15 protein-coding genes are annotated in these 16,187 nt (G+C 73.4%); 7 read left to right on the forward strand and 8 right to left on the reverse strand.

Features of this window, described 5'->3' with window-relative positions:
* Positions 1–39 precede the first annotated feature (39 nt).
* Together ACIGXW_RS11000 and ACIGXW_RS11005 are read right to left on the reverse strand one after the other, a co-directional pair.
* Positions 40–330, reverse strand: coding sequence for a DUF6255 family natural product biosynthesis protein (locus tag ACIGXW_RS11000; protein WP_399572515.1), 291 nt, complete (start codon positions 328–330; stop codon positions 40–42).
* A 19-nt stretch (positions 331–349) separates the two neighbouring features.
* Entirely contained in the window at positions 350–1,456 is a 1,107-nt protein-coding gene (locus ACIGXW_RS11005) for a transcriptional regulator (protein ID WP_399572072.1), read from the reverse strand.
* Positions 1,457–1,663: 207 nt separating this feature from the next.
* Here ACIGXW_RS11005 and ACIGXW_RS11010 point away from each other — a divergent pair, with 207 nt between their 5' ends.
* The gene (locus tag ACIGXW_RS11010) at positions 1,664–4,564 is read left to right on the forward strand and encodes a M4 family metallopeptidase (protein ID WP_399572075.1); all 2,901 of its coding nucleotides are present in this window, start codon (positions 1,664–1,666) and stop codon (positions 4,562–4,564) included.
* A gap of 76 nt (positions 4,565–4,640) precedes the next feature.
* On the opposite strand, the gene ACIGXW_RS11015 is transcribed toward ACIGXW_RS11010, so the two are convergent.
* Complete coding sequence (locus tag ACIGXW_RS11015; RefSeq protein WP_399572077.1) at positions 4,641–5,546, reverse strand: lysozyme; 906 nt, start codon at positions 5,544–5,546, stop codon at positions 4,641–4,643.
* A gap of 224 nt (positions 5,547–5,770) precedes the next feature.
* On the opposite strand from ACIGXW_RS11015, the gene ACIGXW_RS11020 reads away from it, so the two are divergent.
* Positions 5,771–6,265 (forward strand): MarR family transcriptional regulator, encoded by a 495-nt coding sequence (locus ACIGXW_RS11020; protein WP_360906965.1) that lies wholly within the window; start codon positions 5,771–5,773, stop codon positions 6,263–6,265.
* Positions 6,266–6,320: 55 nt separating this feature from the next.
* Here the strand turns inward: ACIGXW_RS11020 and ACIGXW_RS11025 are convergent, their stop codons facing one another.
* Entirely contained in the window at positions 6,321–7,094 is a 774-nt protein-coding gene (locus ACIGXW_RS11025; protein WP_071964427.1) for a hypothetical protein, read from the reverse strand.
* A 152-nt stretch (positions 7,095–7,246) separates the two neighbouring features.
* Between ACIGXW_RS11025 and ACIGXW_RS11030 the strand changes: the two genes are divergently transcribed.
* From ACIGXW_RS11030 to ACIGXW_RS11050, 5 genes are read left to right on the forward strand one after another with little or no spacing between them, the layout of a single operon-like run.
* On the forward strand, positions 7,247–9,916 hold the full coding sequence (locus ACIGXW_RS11030; protein ID WP_399572079.1) for a nitrate- and nitrite sensing domain-containing protein: 2,670 nt from the start codon (positions 7,247–7,249) through the stop codon (positions 9,914–9,916).
* Positions 9,917–9,951: 35 nt separating this feature from the next.
* Positions 9,952–10,461 carry a roadblock/LC7 domain-containing protein gene (locus tag ACIGXW_RS11035; RefSeq protein WP_071964442.1) on the forward strand — a complete coding sequence of 170 codons (510 nt, stop codon included), beginning with the start codon at positions 9,952–9,954 and terminating at the stop codon, positions 10,459–10,461.
* Positions 10,458–10,880, forward strand: coding sequence for a DUF742 domain-containing protein (locus ACIGXW_RS11040; RefSeq protein WP_399572081.1), 423 nt, complete (start codon positions 10,458–10,460; stop codon positions 10,878–10,880). The genes ACIGXW_RS11035 and ACIGXW_RS11040 overlap by 4 nt, the downstream gene beginning before the upstream one ends.
* Positions 10,881–10,935: 55 nt before the next feature.
* Positions 10,936–11,490 (forward strand): GTP-binding protein, encoded by a 555-nt coding sequence (locus ACIGXW_RS11045; protein ID WP_399572517.1) that lies wholly within the window; start codon positions 10,936–10,938, stop codon positions 11,488–11,490.
* 25 nt (positions 11,491–11,515) lie between these two features.
* Positions 11,516–12,772: a styrene monooxygenase/indole monooxygenase family protein gene (locus ACIGXW_RS11050; protein ID WP_399572084.1), complete on the forward strand. Its 1,257-nt coding sequence runs from the start codon at positions 11,516–11,518 to the stop codon at positions 12,770–12,772.
* A gap of 22 nt (positions 12,773–12,794) precedes the next feature.
* On the opposite strand, the gene ACIGXW_RS11055 is transcribed toward ACIGXW_RS11050, so the two are convergent.
* The 4 genes from ACIGXW_RS11055 to ACIGXW_RS11070 all read right to left on the reverse strand — a co-directional run bounded on the left by ACIGXW_RS11055 (position 12,795) and on the right by ACIGXW_RS11070 (position 16,145).
* Positions 12,795–13,940 carry an NlpC/P60 family protein gene (locus ACIGXW_RS11055; protein ID WP_399572086.1) on the reverse strand — a complete coding sequence of 382 codons (1,146 nt, stop codon included), beginning with the start codon at positions 13,938–13,940 and terminating at the stop codon, positions 12,795–12,797.
* A gap of 140 nt (positions 13,941–14,080) precedes the next feature.
* A complete protein-coding gene (locus ACIGXW_RS11060; protein ID WP_399572089.1) occupies positions 14,081–14,371 on the reverse strand; it encodes a hypothetical protein in 291 nt (96 codons plus the stop codon).
* Positions 14,372–14,409: 38 nt separating this feature from the next.
* A complete protein-coding gene (locus ACIGXW_RS11065; protein ID WP_071964418.1) occupies positions 14,410–15,183 on the reverse strand; it encodes a TetR/AcrR family transcriptional regulator in 774 nt (257 codons plus the stop codon).
* Between the two features lie 26 nt (positions 15,184–15,209).
* Positions 15,210–16,145: a diiron oxygenase gene (locus tag ACIGXW_RS11070; RefSeq protein ID WP_399572091.1), complete on the reverse strand. Its 936-nt coding sequence runs from the start codon at positions 16,143–16,145 to the stop codon at positions 15,210–15,212.
* Between the last annotated feature and the right edge of the window lie 42 nt (positions 16,146–16,187).

The following is a 16,187-nucleotide window of genomic DNA, read 5'->3' on the forward strand; positions in this document are numbered from 1 at the left end:
CGCTTCGGCGGTGGGGGCCCGGTGGCGTTTCCGGTGGGGTCACAGGGCCCCGGCTGTGCTCAGCCGCCAACGGCGGAGGTGGTAGGCGGTCCGCGAGATCAGCAGAGCCGCCGAGCGGTCGGCCCTGGCCCGGTCCGCGTCGGACGGGGTCCGCGCGTGCGGCAGGCCGGGGGGCCGCAGGGCGCCGTAGCCGGTGAAGCGCCGGGTTGCGTTCGTCCCGGGTCGCCAGACGCAGGGCGGTGGCGGGGGCCTCCCACGTGAGGCCGCCGCCGGGGCGTTCGAGGTGGACCAGGCACGGAGCGTGGTAGTTCGCAGAGATCGTGGAGGGATGTACCACGCTCCGTGGTAGTTAGTGCTTGATGCCCAGGTGAGCGGCCATCTCGCGCATGTCCTGCGTCAGTGTGCGCTTGCGTGATGCCAGGAGGTCGCTCATGACGTAGCGGGCCATGGGCTGGTGCGTCAGCCACTCGCCGGAGTTCCGACGCAGCTGATCGAGCTCGCTCATGGCGTCCTGGTGGGAGCCGAGGGTCACATGTGCCTTGGCCACGTCGAGCCGGTGACGGCCCCAGCTGTTCACGCCAGGATTGCCGTACGCGCTGATGGCCTTCGTGCTCAGAAGGCCGTCGTCCGCGCGGCGCAGCACCCCACGTGCGTCGTCCGCGATCGACAGATCTTCCACGACCTTCAGCTCCGCCGTCACCGGGCCGAAGTTCCCCCAGTTCTGGCCGAAGACGCAGAACTGCTTGCCGAGCGCGCTCGCCGCTGTGCCCGCCATCCTGCGCGCCTCCCGGGCCTCCTGCGGGCGGTTGTTGCGTACGGTCGACGACGCCACGCGCAGCCACAGCTCGCCCCAGACAGCCAAGTGTCCCGGACTGGCCTGCGAGATACGCGGCTCCATCTCCGCCGCAGTGACAGCGGCGAGATGCTCGCTCTCGTCGAACCGGTCCTGGCGCAGCAGCAGCCAGCACATGCCGACGACACCGGTGGCGGTGGTGAGCGTTTGACCGGTCTCACGAGCGAGGCGGATGCCCTCGGCGAGGGCGTAGTACGCCATGTCGTACTGGCGTACCTGCGTGAGGTACTTGCCCGCGAGCAGGAGCGCGTGCGCCCGCACGATCACCGCCTGCTGCCGTTCCTCGGCCTCCGCAACGGCAACGGTCGCTTCGGTCGAGCGCAGAAGCCTCGGCAGCCTCTTCGCGACGGAGCCGTACCGGTCCGCCTGATAGAGCGCGTCGCTGTCCGCGATCTCCCGGCGGAGTACGGTGAGGTCGCCTGCCTCGCCTGGATCCGTCAGAGGCGCGGCCAGCCCGACCGGCGGCATCAACGCCTTCCGCAGCTCCACCAGATACCGCCGGTTCGCCTCGTCGCCGAGGCCCGACTCGTGGGCAAGTCCCTCCTGGCTGAGGCCTGCCGCGCGGCGGAACTTCCTGACGTTGTCTGCCAGACCTGACGACATGAGCTTCACCATCCCCTCACCAAGAGGCTATGCCCGCAGGGGACTTGCCCGCACCGACCCGGTGTTCGAGTCACCCTGACTGCCCATGGTCAGGCGGAGGCAGATCCCACCCCTCCGGTTGCTCCGCAAGGCAGCCCATCGGCTTTCGGCCGAAAGGCGCCCCCCGGAACGCACACCCCATTGATCGGTTCCCACCACGCCTGTTGCATGTCCCCCGACCAAAGATGTTCCGGCGTTCCGGCATGTACGGAGGGGGAATCCTTGCGTAAGCCCAGAGCACGTTCAGGAAGATCGGCCGCGAAGAGCGGGATAGCGGGGGCGGCAGCGCTGGTGGGCGCTGCCGCCCTTGTCGTATCCGCGGTGCCCGCACAGGTGTTCGCGGTGCAGAAGGGCGGGGATCCCGCCGAGGTGATTCCGGGGAAGGGAACCTCCACCCCCTCCCTGGTCGACGGCATCCGGGAGGGTGCGAAGGCCGGCGCGAGCCCGGCCGACGCGGCGCGCGGGCACCTCGCGGACAAGCGGAGCAGGTACCGCATCGCGGATCCCGGCCGTGATCTGAAGCCCATTCAGACGCTCACCAGCGGTGCGGCCGAGACGGTGCGGCTCCAGCAGAAGCACCGCGGGATCGACGTACTGGGCGGCCAGTACGTCGTGCGGATGGAGAAGAGGGACGGCAAGCGCGTCGTCACCGGCACCTCCGGGAAGTACTTCACCGGTCTGAAAGCCGACACCAAGGCGGAGGTCGGCGAGGAGCTGGCGGTGCGGCGGGCCGTCGGCGCGACGCTCTCGCGGCTCGGCGGCAAGAAGCTGGGCAAGGCCGACGTGGCCGCCGCCAAGGGCGGGCGGACCAAGGCCGCGGCGTCGCTCAGCGGCACGGCACGCGGCCTGGTCGTGCTGCCCAAGGGGGCGGGGGTGCTCGCGCACCACGTCACCGTGCGCGGCGCGGACCCGGCCACGGGACAGCCCGTGCTGCAGGAGGTCTACATCGACGCCAAGGCCGGCTTCCCGGTCCTGCAGTACAGCGGGATCAAGACCTTCGGCACCCCGAAGTCGCCCGCCGCGCCCGGCACGGGCGCCAAGGAGGCCGGCGAGGGCAAGGCCCCCGCGGCCGGTGACCGGCATCCGGGCGTCGCCGGGTCCGGCGTGAAGTACGACGGCACCACCGTCGAGCTCGGGCTGTACTTCGACACCGCGCGCGGCGAGTACGTCATGCGCGACCACTCCCGGATGTGGGACACGAGCAAGAACGTGCTCGCCACCTGGGACGCGCGCGGCAAGGACGTCACGGAGACGAACGGCCGCTGGCCCGAGGGCATCAAGGAGTTCGGCTCCAAGGGGCCGCAGTTCGACAAGGACGCCACCGAGGCCGGCGCGGTCGACGCGCACTGGGCCGCCGGCAAGGTCTACGACTACTACAAGAAGGCGCACGGCCGCGACGGCCTCGACGGCCGCGGCTCGGCCGTCAACTCCCTCGTCGGCGTGACCTACTTCGACATGCCGTACGTCAACGCCTTCTGGGACGGCACCAAGATGGTGTACGGCTCGGGCGACGAGGAGCACCGCACGCTCTCCGCCGACCTCGACGTCGTGGGCCACGAGATGACGCACGGCGTCGTCGAGAACACCGCCAACCTCGTCTACGCCGGCCAGTCGGGCGCCCTCAACGAGGCGATCGCCGACTACTTCGGCAACGCCATCGCGGTGGACGCGGCCGGCATGTCGATGGACGACCCGAACGCGGGCCTGATGGGCGGCAACCTGTGCCGGACGAAGTCCCCGCGCGAGTGCGCGCTGCGCGACCTCAACGACGGCGCCACGACGTCCAAGAACTTCCTGGGCGTCGCCTTCGGCAGTGACAACGGCGGTGTGCACCTCAACTCGACGATCTTCTCGGGCGCCCTGTGGGACATCCGTGAGGACCTCGGCCGCACCCTCGCCGACAAGATCGCCTACAAGGCGCTGACGGAGTACATGACGCCGCTCGACGGCTTCACCGAGGGCCGCGACGCGGTCATCGCCGCGGCCAAGGCCCTCAAGGTCTCCGCCAAGGACCTGAACGTCGTCAAGCGCTCGTTCAACGCCCACGGCATCGTGCCCAACTGGGAGCAGGCCCTCGGCGTCGACACCGACCTGCTCCTGGGCAAGCTCAACACCGCCGCCGTCGGCGTGGGCGCGGGCGGCGGCTGGTGGGCCACGTCCAAGTCCAACGACGACGGCACCGAGGCGTACTCGGTCTACGCCGGCCGCACGGACGGCAAGGGCACCCCGAAGCTGATGAGCCCGAACGACGGCCGCTACCACGTCGAGCCCGCCACCGACGGCAAGAGCGTGGTCTGGCTGGCGTACGGGTCGGCGGGCACGGACGTGCTGTCCCGGCCGCTGGCCGGCGGCCCGGTCAAGAAGCTCTACGGCACCACCGACACCGTCCGCGGCCTGCGGGTCGAGGGAGCGGTGGTGACGTTCGAGACGATGGACGGCGACGGCGGCCGGCACGTGGGCTACGTGCGCACCGGCGACAAGCAGCCGACCTGGGTGGACGAGCGCCGGGCGGAGCTGGGTTCGGCCCTGCCCTCGCTCAGCGGCGGGCGGCTGGCCTACGCCAAGATCTACCCCGACGGCGACGCCTACAGGATGGGCGTCGAGGTGCTGGACCTCAAGAGCGGCCAGAAGAAGCTCATGAGCCAGCTCGGCACGCCCGAGGGCATCGGCCAGACGGCCGTCACCGGCAAGCACGTCCTGTGGATCGCCGACGAGGTCGTCGACGACGGCCAGGTGGCGGTGCGGCGCGCCAACCTCGACGGCACGGGCACGGTCGACATCAGCAAGGAGAAGGGCGCCGACGCGCTCCACGCCCTGGACCTGACAGCCTCCGACGACGCGGTGACCGTCACCGCGCAGCTGCCGGACTCTACGTACCGCAACGAGACGATGGCCAAGCTCTGGCAGTTCGGCGCCGACGCCACCCCGGCGCGGGCGCGCGTCTCCTGCAACCGCGGCGAGCAGACCGGCGCGGCGGCGGCCGGCGGCAGGCAGGTGGTGTGGATCGACGGCACCACCGGCTCCACCGACCTGGTGACCCGCACCCGCCCCGCGGGCCGGTGCGGCTAGCCGCCGACGGGTGAACGAGGCGGGCCCCCGGCGCCGATGTGCCGGGGGCCCGCCGTCGTCCGGCCGCGCGGCCCGGTCAGCCGTAGGCGAGCGACTTGAGCCGGTTGTACGAGCCGTTGAAGCGGTCGTGGTCGCCGACGGTGGGGCCGGTGTCGGTGTACTGCCAGAAGGTGTAGAAGTCCCAGCCGTTCGGGAGCTCACCGGAGGAGGAGCCGTAGCGCGGCACCCACAGCGGGTTGTACTTGCCGAATCCGCCGTAGTTGCCGGTGCACTTCTTCCACCACGCGGTCGAGGTGTAGATGACCGCGTCGCGTCCGGTGTGACCCCGGTAGGTGTCGAGGAAGTCCTCGATCCAGTCGATCATCCGGCCCGTGCTCAGCCCGTAGCAGGTGCTGCCGTAGGGGTTGTACTCCATGTCGAGCACGCCCGGCAGCGTCCAGCCGTCGTCCGTCCAGCCGCCGCCGTGGTCGACGAAGTAGTCGGCCTGGGTGGCGCCGCCGGAGTTGCCCGGCAGCGCGAAGTGGTACGCGCCCCGGATCATGCCCGCGTCGTACGGGCCGTTGTACTGCTGGGCGAAGTACGGGTTGGTGTAGCTGGTGCCCTCGGTGGCCTTGGTGTAGGCGAATCTGACGCCGCTGCTCCAGAGCTTGGACCAGGAGACGTTGCCGTTGTGGCTGCTGACGTCCACGCCGTGGACCGAGGCGCTGCCCGCCAGCGGGAAGTCGGGCACCGAGAGGTTGGGGAGCGAGAGGCCGGGCAGCGAGGAGCCCTTGGCGGCCAGGCCGCGTTCGCCCTCGTGGGCGCGGACGGTCGAGCCCATCCAGTCCCGTTCGGGGTGCGTCGGACGGCTGTTGTTTCCGGCCACCGCGGCCGCGGTTCCGGGGAGGGTGACGAGCAGGGTGAGTGCGGTCAGCAGGGAGAGGAGGATGGCCGCCGCTGTGGGGGGATGCGGTCGGCCCGGGCCGGAGTGGTGCTCGGGCATGAGGTGCCTCCGAGGCCATGGTGGGGGGAGTATGCGGGGGAGTTCAACGGTCACCGCATTGGTATGACCATGTCATTTATCAAGCTACGGGCGTAGCCGTGGCCCGCGATAGAGACCCGGGGTGCTGCCGTTGGTCTAATCCTGCGAAATACTGAGGGAGCTGCGGCTACCCGCTGCGGCGGGACGTTTCTTTCAGCGGCTGAAAAAGCAGGAGAGGGCCCGACGTGCACGAGACCAGTACCCCGCCTCCCGAGGAGGGCGGTCCGATCGCCGGCGACGGCAGTGGTGTGGACCAGGCCTTCCTCGCCCTGGAGCGCGAACTGGCCGTCTTCCTGCGCCGCGCCCGTGCCTCCTCCGGCGAACTGGCCCGCGAGGTGCACCCCGATCTGGAGCCCGCGGCCTACGGGTTGCTCGTCCGCCTCGAGGAGGCCGGCCAGCAGCGCGCCACCGACCTCGCCGCCTACTTCGGCGTCGGCAAGGCCACCATGAGCCGCCAACTGCGCGCCCTGTGCGAACTCGGCCTCATCGTCCGCGACCCGGACCCCGCCGACGGCCGCGCCTCGCTGGTGCAGATCACCGACGAGGGCCGCGCCCGCTTCACCCGCGTGCGCGACGCCCGCCGCGCCCAGTACATGAGCAAGCTCGCCGGCTGGGACCGCACCGAGGTCGCCGAGCTCGCCCGCCTGCTCCACCAGCTGAACGAGCGCGCCGAATCCTGACCGGCCCCCCGGGCACGCCCCGGGGTACGGTCCACGGCCCGGCACCGGGCGAGGTCTACAGCTCGGCATAGACGGCCGCCGCGTCGTCGTACGGTTTGCCGCGCCGGAAGGCCCGGCCCTCGGGGTCCGCCCGCTCCGCCCCGCGCACCCGGTCGATCAGCGCCCGGGGCCCCTCCTTCGCCAGGAGCGCGAAGCACTCCGGCCAACCGCCCCCGCCGAACACCTCGACCCAGCGGGACGCGCCGTCGCTGAGCGCCGCCAGCGCGCGCACCTCGGCGCGCGCCGTGGCGCCCGTGACCGCGCGGGCGGCCACGGCCGGGTCGGCGGCGGCCGTGAAGAAGCCCCCCTCGGCGTTGCGCTGGGCGTCCGTCACCCGGCCCCGCGCCGCCAGCCGGGCGATCCGGTCGTCCAGCACGGCCGTCACCGTGCCGTCCACGCCCTCGATCAGCAGCGCGGAGTCGGACAGCACCAGGTGCTCCACCCGCGCCGTGTCCCAGCGCGCCAGCACGACGGTCGCCTGCGGGGTGAGCCGATGGGTCAGGTCGCAGGTGTCCCGGTGGGCGTCCGCCGTCCGGGCCACCGCGGCGGACAGACACCCCTCCAGCGTCAGATCCCGCCGTGCGGCCGCCAGTTCGAGCAACGCGCCGCCGAGCCGCGCGGTGAACCACGGGACGCCGTGCGAACAGCCCGACGCCCCGTCCGGCGGCGGGGTCACCCCGTCCAGCAGGACGAGGACGCCCCCCTCTCCCGAGGCGGGCACGGCGACGGACGCGAAGTCCTCGTTCGGCCGCCCGGGATCCCCGGGCTGAGCGGCGAGTTCGATGCGCATGCGGCCAGTGTGCCGGATGCCCGAATTTCCGCGTCGGTTGACGCGCATCCTTCCGGCGCGCCGGGCGGTTTACCTGATGGAGCACTTGCCGGGGGAATGCGGTGGGTGTCACCAGCAAGGGGCCACCTGGGTGGGGCACGGACGACAGCAGATTGCGAGCCACGGTGCGGAAGAAGCGGCTTCGCGGCGGCAAGCGCGAACAGCAGACCACAGGAGTGCCGGAGCGCACCGCCCGCGTACGCAACCGGCTCATCGCCTCCGTCGCCGTCGTCTCCCTCGCGGCCCTCGGCGCGAGCGCCTTCGGCATCGCCGACGCCATACGCGACCTCGGTGACTCCCGGCACCTGGCCGCCCTCGCCAAGACCGGCAGCGGCGCCGTCGCGCTCGCCCACTCCCTGGCCGACGAGCGCGACGCCATGACCGAGTACGTGGCCGGCGGCCGCGGCGGCGCGCCCTCCTTCGCCGGCGGCGTGTCCGAGGACCAGCGCACCCGCGTGGACCGGCAGATCGCGGAGTTCGCCCCCGGCGCGCCCGACTCCCTGCGACGGCGCCTGGACGACCTGCCCGAGGTCCGCCGCCGCGCCCTGGCCGGCCCCGGCGACGCCCTCGCCGCCTTCACCGCCTACACGGCCACCATCCAGGCGCTCCACGGCCTCGCCGCCGGCCTCACCCACCGGCTGCCCTCGCGCGCCCAGTCGGGTGAAGCCGTGGCCCTGCCCGCGCTCGGGCGCGCCGTCGAGGAGGCCTCCGCCACCCGCGGCCTGGTCCTCGCCGCGCTCGCCGCCCGCGGCACCCAGGCGCAGCTCGCCCTGACGGCCCAGCAGACCGGCCTGCGGGAGCGGGCCGCGCTCGCCGACTTCCGCCAGCTCGCCCCCGCCGGGCTGCGCGAGGAGTACGCCCGTACGGTCAGCGGCCCCCAGGTCACCGCCGCCGAGGCCCGGCTGGAGCGGCTGTCGGTCCGGCCGCAGCCCACGGCGGCGGAAGTGGAGCGGCCCGGGCCCGTACGGGCGGAGCTGACCGCCCGCATCGACCAGCTGCGCGGCCTGGAATCCGGGCTGACCACGGAGGAGATGGCCCGGCTCGCGGGGCTGCGCGCCCACGACATCACCGCCCTGGAGGTGCGCGGCGCCCTCGCCCTCCTGGCGTTCCTGCTCGTGCTCGGCACCGGCGTCCAGACGGCGCGCTCCGTGACCCGCCCGCTGGCCGCCCTCCGGCTCGGGGTGCGCCGGGTATGCGCCGACCCGGTGGCCAAGGAACAGGTCTCCTTCCGTGGCCGCGACGACGAGTTCGCCGAGGTCGCCCGGTCGGTCAACGTGCTGCACGGCACCGTCGTACGGCTGCGCGAGCGCATCTGCCTCCTCGAGGGCGAGCGCAACCGCCTCGACGTGGCCCGGCAGGACCTCGCCGACGAGCGGGACGCGCTGCGCGGCAAGTTCCAGGAGCTCACCGAGCGGATGGCCGGGCTCTCCGGCCGGGTGCACGCCACCTTCGTCAGCCTCTCGCGGCGCACCCTCGGCCTCGTCGAGCAGCAGCTGACCGTCATCGAGTCCATGGAGGCCCACGAGGCGGACCCCGACCGCCTGGAAGTCCTCTTCAAGCTCGACCACCTCGCCACCCGCATGCGCCGCCACAACGAGAACCTGCTGGTCCTCGCCGGTTCCGAGCCCCGCAGCGGACACTCCGGCGCCGTACCGCTGCTGGACGTCCTGCGCGCCGCCGTCAGCGAGATCGAGCGGTACGAACGGGTGCGCATCCACTCCCTGCCCGCGCGCGCCCAGCTCGTGGGCTTCGCCGCCGACGGTGTGAGCCACCTGGTGGCCGAGCTGCTGGAGAATGCGACGGCCTTCTCCCCGCCGGACGTCCAGGTCCAGGTCTCGGGCTGGCTGCTGGAGAACGGCGAGGTCATGCTCTCCATCCAGGACGAGGGCATCGGCATGGCCCCCGAGCGGCTGGACGAGCTCAACACCCTGCTGGCGGAGGCCGACCCGGACCCCCTGCGCACACAGAGCGGCGAGCGCGGTGAGCCCGTCATGGGCCTCGGCCTGTACGTGGTCGCGCGGCTCGCCGCCCGGCACGGGGTCCGGGTGCAGCTGCGCGAGCAGCGGCCGGGCGGCATCACCGCCGTCGTCGTGCTGCCCGGGCAGCTGCTCTCCGCCGAGCACCCCGCCGTCTCCGACCCCGCCACCGCGCCCCCCGTCCCGGGCGCGGCGCGCACCGCCCCCCACGGCGACCTGCCGGGCGCCGTCGCCGAGGCCAACTCCCACCACCTGCCCGGCCGTGCCCCCTACCCCACGGCGCCGGCGCCCGTACCGGGCCCGCGGCGGCACGCACCCTGGGTCGGGCAGGACGAACAGACCATCGAGCTCACCACGGTGCGCCGGCCCGCCCCGGACCGGGCCGAGCCGCGCACCGACCCCGGCCGCCACGCCCGGCAGGCCGCCCCGCCACCGCCCCGCACCCCCCGCCCCGAGCCGCTGCGCCCCGAGCCCCCACGTCCGGAAGCCCGGCGCCCGGAGGCCGTGCGGCCCGAGCCGCTGCGCCCCGAGGCGAGGCCGGAGCCCGCCCCCGGCCCGGGCACCGTCACCGGCAACGGCCTGCCCAGGCGGACCCCCAGGGTCGTCGCGCAGAAGCCCGTACCGCTGAGCGTGCGCCAGGGCGTGGACGCGGAGGCGCTCCGCCGCAAGCTCGCGGGGTTCCAGCAGGGCGCACGGGAGGGCCGGCGCGAGGTCGAGGCGGAGCTGACGGGGCTTGACCGAGGTACTGATCGGAACCGAGCGGGGGCGCCGGACGAGGGCGGCCCTGTCGAGGAGGCACGCGGTTGACTGCATTTTCCCAGGGGGCGACGCCTGTAACCCCCATTGGCACCACGGGCGTCACTGCCTATGGGCTGAGCGACGAGGCCCGCAATCTGCACTGGCTGTTGACCGACCTGGTCGAGGAGGTGCCGGGCGTGCTGTCCGTCGCCGTCGTCTCCTCCGACGGGCTGCTGCTGCTCTCGTCCTCCCCGGAGCACTCGAGGCCGCCCGGCATCCCCGGCGCCCCGGGCGCCGTCGGGCCGGGGTCGGAGGGGCCGCGCGGCTCCACCGCCGACCTCGCCACGATCGTCGCCGGGCTGGGCAGCCTGACCACGGGCGCGGCGACGCTGATGGACGGCGGCGCGGTCAAGCAGACGATGGTCGCGATGGACGGCGGCGGGCTGTTCGTCATGACCATCAGCGACGGCTCGCTGCTGGGCGTCCACACCGCCCCCGACTGCGACATGGGCATCGTCGCGTACCACATGGCACTGTTCGTGGGCCGGGCCGGACACGTCCTGACCCCCGAACTCCGCCGCGAGCTCCGTCAGTCGGTGGAGGCCGTCAGATGAGCGCCGCAGCTCCCCGGCTGTGTCCGCCCGTCGGCCCCGCGCCGGCGCTCAGGACCGCGCGCGTACGCCCGTACTCGCTCACCGGCGGGTGCACGCGCCTGGGGCACCTCCTGCTCGTGGAGACCTTCGTCGCGGCCCCGCCCGCCGAAGGGCGCGACGCGCCGCCGGAGCCGCCCTCCGGCGGCGGGCTGGCCTCGCGCGTACTGCCCGAGGTGCGCGCCATCGTCGGACTGTGCCGCCGGCTGCGTTCGGTCGCCGAGGTCGCCGCCCTGCTGAAGATGCCGCTGGGCGTCGTGCGGGTCCTCCTCGGCGACCTGGCCGACCAGGGAAGGATCCGCGTCTACGGCACCGGGCACGCCACCGGCCGACCCGACCGCGCGCTGCTCGAAAGGGTGCTGAGTGGACTACGCAGGCTCTGACACGGCGGCGGCCCGCGGGTCCGCCGCGGACCGGGCGCCTTGCTGGCAGACCGACCTGACCCGGGCCCCCGCCGCCACGAAGATCGTCATCGCCGGGGGCTTCGGCGTCGGCAAGACCACCTTCGTCGGCTCCGTCTCGGAGATCACCCCGCTGCGCACCGAAGCGATCATGACGACCGCGGGGGAGGGCGTGGACGACCCCGCGGCCGTTCCGGGGAAGTCGACGACCACGGTCGCCATGGACTTCGGGCGCATCACCCTCGAAGCCGACCTGGTGCTCTACCTCTTCGGTACCCCCGGCCAGAAGCGGTTCTGGTTCATGTGGGACGACGTGGTGCGCGGCGCCATCGGCGCCGTCGTGCTGGTCGACACCCGGCGGCTGGCCGACTGCTTCCCGGCCCTGGACTACTTCGAGAGCGGCGGCCTGCCCTACGTCGTGGCCGTCAACCACTTCGAGGGCACGCACCGCCACACCCCCGAGGCGGTGCGCGAGGCGCTGGCCCTCGCCCCGGACGTACCGGTCGTGACCATGGACGCCCGGCAGCGGATCACGGTCGTCGAGACGCTGCTGACCCTGGTCGGCCGGGCCCTCGAGGTCAACCCCGCGTGAACACCGAACGGAGGCGAGCACACCCGTGCGACGGATTCTCATAGTCGGGGCCGGCCAGTCCGGACTCCAGCTGGCCCTGGGCCTGCAGGCCAAGGGCTACGACGTGACGGTCATGTCCAACCGGACGGCCGAGGAGATCCGCTCCGGGCGGGTCATGTCCACCCAGATCATGTTCCGCACGGCCCTGCGCTACGAGCGCGAACTGGGCCTCAACTTCTGGGAGGGCCTCGCGCCCCGCGTCGAGGGCCTCGGCATCTCGGTGGCCGGCTCCGTCGCCGGCGTGGCCGGCGTCCAGCGCCCCGTCGACTGGGTCGGCCGGCTCGACGGCTACGCCCAGTCCGTCGACCAGCGCGTGAAGATGGCCGGCTGGCTGGACGCCTTCGCCGAGCGCGGCGGCCGGCTCGTCGTCCACGGCGCCGCCGTCTCCGACCTGGACTTCCTCGCCCCCCGCTACGACCTGGTGCTCGTCGCGGCGGGCAAGGGCGAACTGGTCTCGCTCTTCGCCCGCGACCCGGCCCGTTCCCCCTACGCCTCCCCGCAGCGCTCCCTCGCCCTCGCCTACGTCCACGGCCTGGGCCCGCGCGCCGAGCACCCGGAGTACGAGGCCGCCCGCTGCAACCTCGTGCCGGGCGTCGGCGAGCTCTGGGTCATCCCCACCCTCACCACGTCCGGCCGGGCGGACATCCTCTTCTGGGAGGGCGTGCCCGGCGGGCCCCTGGACGTCTTCCACGACATCGACGGCCCCGGCGAACACCTCGCCCGCACCCTGGAGCTGCTGGAGCGGTTCGTGCCCTGGGAGTACGGGCGGGCCACCGAGGTCGAGCTGACCGACGCCCACGCCACGCTGGCCGGGCGCTACGCCCCGACCGTCCGCGATCCCGTCGGCCGGCTGCCCTCGGGCGGGCTGGTCCTCGGCGTGGCGGACGCCGTCGTCGTCAACGACCCGCTGACCGGCCAGGGCTCCAACTCGGCCGCCAAGTGCGCCGCCTCCTACCTCGCCTCCATCCTGGAGCGGGGCGAGGAGCCCTTCGACGCGGACTGGATGCGGACGGCCTTCGAACGGTACTGGGCGTCCGCCCGGCACGTGACCCGGTGGACCAACGCCATGCTGGCGCCGCAGGCCGCGCACGTGCGCGCTCTCCTCGGCGCGGCGAGCGGCCTGCAGCGGGTGGCGGACCGCTTCGCCAACGGCTTCGACGATCCCTCGGACTTCGAGGACTACTTCTTCGAAGAGGCCAAGGCGCAGGCGTACGTCGCCGAGGTGGCGGTGGCCGCCGGCTGACGCCCGCGGGCGGGGCGGCCGCCTAGAACCCCGGTGCGTCCGCCGATCCGTAGCCGGTGTCCGCCCCGGCGTCCGCGTCGTCGGGCAGCTCGGGGAGCACGTAGGAGTCCATCGGGGCCAGGTCCGCGTCCGGCCGCACCGCGCCGAGCAGCGGGTTGGCGGCGATGGGGGAGACCTTGACGCGGGCGCCGGGCCTGGGTGCCTGGAGGACCAGGCCGTTGCCGATGTAGAGGGCCACGTGGGTGGCGTCCTCGAAGTACAGGACGAGGTCGCCGGGGCGCAGCTCGCTCAGGGGCACCCTGGGCAGCGACTTCCACTGCTCCTGGCTGGTGCGCGGGATCATGTCGCCCGCGTGGGCCCAGGCCTGGGAGGTGAGGCCCGAGCAGTCGAAGGAGTCCGGCCCCGCCGCGCCCCATACGTAGGGCTTGCCGAGCTGCCGGAAGGCGTACGCCAGCGCCTTGCCGCCGTCTCTGGAGGGGGCCTGGGGGCCGCCGAGCGCACCGGAGGCGAGCAGCCTGCGCTGGGCGGCGCGGGTGCCGCGCAGTTCCAGCCGGTGGAGCTCGGCGAGCTGGGCGGGGGTCAGCGAGGCCAGCACCCCCTCGACCTCGGCGAGCTTGCGCCGGACGGTGTCCCGCTGCTTCTTGCGGGTGGCGGCGAGGGTCTGCTGGGCGCCCAGCGCCTCACGGGCCCGGGAGGCGAGGGCCGCGGCCCGGCGCTCGCCGTCGGAGAGCCGGTCGACGGTGCCGGCCCGGCGCCCCGCGGCGCGGGTGATCTCATGGCCGCGGTCCAGCGCCCGCCGTGGGTCGGCGCTGAGCAGGAACTCCACATACGGGGACAGGGGGCTGCCCCCGGCACCGCGGTACTGCTCGCGGGCGAGCCGGCCCGCGTCGTTGCGGCTGCCGGTCAGCGCGAGCCGGGCCTCGGCCAGGTCCTCGTTGAGCCGGTCGGCCTCGGCCCGCTTCTCCTTGAGCTTCTCCTCGGTGGCGTTGTAGGTCTCGGTGGCCTCCTCGGCCTTCCGGTAGAGCATCCGGAGCCGGTCCAGCAGGGCGCTGACCGAGCGGTCGGGCGGGCCTGCGGGCGCCGCGCCCGCCAACGGCGCGGGCACGGCGAGCATGGTGCCCGCCAGCAGCGCCGCCGTGCAGACCATGCGCACGAACCGTCCTGACACAGGTTCACCTCCGGTAGCGGGCCGTGATCGGGCCCTTGCGGAGGATCGTGCCACGCGCAGTATGACTAACAGGGGCGCTGTGGGTGAAACCGCCCAATGTGCTGCACTCTTCGGTTGACCGGCCGTCACCCGTGTGGCGGCTAGTGCTCCTGGGGGCCGCGAGACGGGCGGGTCCAGGGCCACCGGAGCCGGCCGGCCCCGGCCTTCCCCTCGGGGTCGTAGACGTACTTCCATCCCTTGGGAAGCCCGAGCCGGCGCGTCAGGGCCGCCGGGACCCGCCGGTAGACGAGCACGGTCGGCGCCCCGCCGTCCTCCAGCGGCGGCACCGGGACCTCGTACACCTTGGGGGGCAGGCCGTTGTGGCCCACGAGCACGGGCAGCACGCGCCCGTCCAGTGGCCCGCCCTCGAAGGGCGTCTCTTCGCTTCTCACGGTGCCCAGTGTCCGTCAGCCCCGCCCGTCCCGCGGTATCAGGTGCCGTGGACGGGGCTCCGGGGCGCCGCGACGCCGGTGCCGGGCGGCCGGAGCAGGTGTCCGGCGTCCGCGACGACCGGTGCGACGCGGCGGGCCAGGTCGCCCACGCGCCCCTCGGCCGGCTCCAGGGCGAGCGCCGCACGGGCCGCCCGCGCGGTCTGCGGGTCGCTCGCCGCCGTGGCCGTCAGCAGCGCCACGAAGTGGTCGACCAGCCAGTCCCGCAGCTCCTCCAGCGGCGGCCGCTTCCCCTCGTCCAACCAGATCAGCGAGGCCGCCTCCACGGCTGTGATCCACGTCCGCACCATCATGCGCAGCCGCACCCCCGGATCGGGCACCGCGAGGTGCTTGAGGATCTGCGCGGCGGCGGCCCTGCGCACCTCGTCGACGATGGCGCCCGTACGGGAGGTCTCCGCGACGCTGCCGCCCTGCAGCAGTGCGCTGAAGCCCGCGTCGTGCTCGTCGACGAAGGCCAGATAGCGGTCCAGCGCGGCGGCGAGCCGGCCGGCGAGGGGGCCGGTCTGCGGCTCGGCGAAGCACAGCTCGAGGTCGTCGGCGGCGCTGCGCAGGGCGGCCTCGTACAGCTGCGGCTTGCCGCCGGGGAAGTAGCGGTAGACCAGGGGCCGGGAGACGCGGGCGGCGGCCGCGACGTCGTCGAGGGAGACGTCCTCGGGCGCGCGGTGGGCGAAGAGCCCGAGTGCCGTGGTGATCAGCTGGGCGCGGCGCTCGTGGACGCTGAGCCTGCGGTAGGAGGCGGTTCCGCTGCCGGTCATGGACGGCAGGGTAACCGGCCCCCGGCTCAGGCCAGCAGGCCGGAGCTCTTCCACAGCCGCCGGCCGACGCCCCGGAGTACCCCGATCTCGTCGAGGAAGTCGGTGAGGCGACGGGCGCCGGTCTGCATCACCTCGCGGCGGTGGGCGCTGGCCCTGACCTGGGCCACGGCCTCGCGGCGGTCGAGGCCGACGTCGGTGTAGACCTGGGGATTGACGAAGGCGACCGAGAAGACGCGGGCCGCCTCGCCCGCGCTGACGCGCGTCAGCTCCCGTTCCCAGCGCGGGCTGGAGGCCATCTGGCGCCGTAACTCCTCGCGCGCGTAGCGCACATGGCGGGCCTCCTCCACGACGTGGATGCGGGTGACGCCGCGCACCAGGGGCTGGACGCGGTCGTCGGGGAAGGTCAGGCGCTGCATGTGGTCGAGGATCTCCTCGCCGAGGAGGGTGCAGGCGAAGGAGCCCGGCGTGGTGGAGACGGTCTTCAGGACGCGGGCCAGATTGTGGTGCAGCCGGCCCACGGGGTAGGCGGGGGCGCCGCCGTGCCGGATCATGCGGGCGAACATGGTGGAGTGCCGGCACTCGTCGGCTATCTCGGTCAGCGCGTAACGGACGTGTGCGCTGGTGACGGGCTTGTCGTAGATGTGACGGACCAGCAGCTGCATCAGGATGATCTCGAACCAGATGCCCAGGGAGGCGAGCGCGGCGGCCTCGTGCCGGGCCAGCTCCATGCGCTGCTCCTGCGGCATCCGCCGCCACATCGGGGTGTCGTAGAGGGAGACGAGCTCCGGCGGCCAGTACCACTTGCCTGGCTCGGGGGGCGCGTCCCAGTCGAGTTCGGCGTCGGGGTCGAAGGAGTGCTTCGCCGAGGAGTCGAGCAACCGCTCGGCGACGCGCTCACGGTCCTTGAGCGGGCCGAGCGCGTCCTGGAGCCGGAGCGGGTGCCCATCAGGCGCGGTCGTCATGGCCGATTCCACCTCATGTTCGAGTTACCCGGGGTAAGTTCT

It is taken from the genome of Streptomyces sp. NPDC053079, from assembly GCF_044546695.1.
In the GTDB taxonomy this organism is placed as follows: domain Bacteria; phylum Actinomycetota; class Actinomycetes; order Streptomycetales; family Streptomycetaceae; genus Streptomyces.

What these genes read in the sequence shown, in the direction of transcription:
- ACIGXW_RS11005 (WP_399572072.1), bottom strand. Translation starts at nt 1,456, where the DNA reads ATGTCGTCAGGTCTGGCAGACAACGTCAGGAAGTTCCGCCGCGCGGCA.
- ACIGXW_RS11010 (WP_399572075.1), top strand. Translation starts at nt 1,664, where the DNA reads ATGTCCCCCGACCAAAGATGTTCCGGCGTTCCGGCATGTACGGAGGGG.
- ACIGXW_RS11015 (WP_399572077.1), bottom strand. Translation starts at nt 5,546, where the DNA reads ATGCCCGAGCACCACTCCGGCCCGGGCCGACCGCATCCCCCCACAGCG.
- ACIGXW_RS11025 (WP_071964427.1), bottom strand. Translation starts at nt 7,094, where the DNA reads ATGCGCATCGAACTCGCCGCTCAGCCCGGGGATCCCGGGCGGCCGAAC.
- ACIGXW_RS11040 (WP_399572081.1), top strand. Translation starts at nt 10,458, where the DNA reads ATGAGCGCCGCAGCTCCCCGGCTGTGTCCGCCCGTCGGCCCCGCGCCG.
- ACIGXW_RS11065 (WP_071964418.1), bottom strand. Translation starts at nt 15,183, where the DNA reads ATGACCGGCAGCGGAACCGCCTCCTACCGCAGGCTCAGCGTCCACGAG.
- ACIGXW_RS11070 (WP_399572091.1), bottom strand. Translation starts at nt 16,145, where the DNA reads ATGACGACCGCGCCTGATGGGCACCCGCTCCGGCTCCAGGACGCGCTC.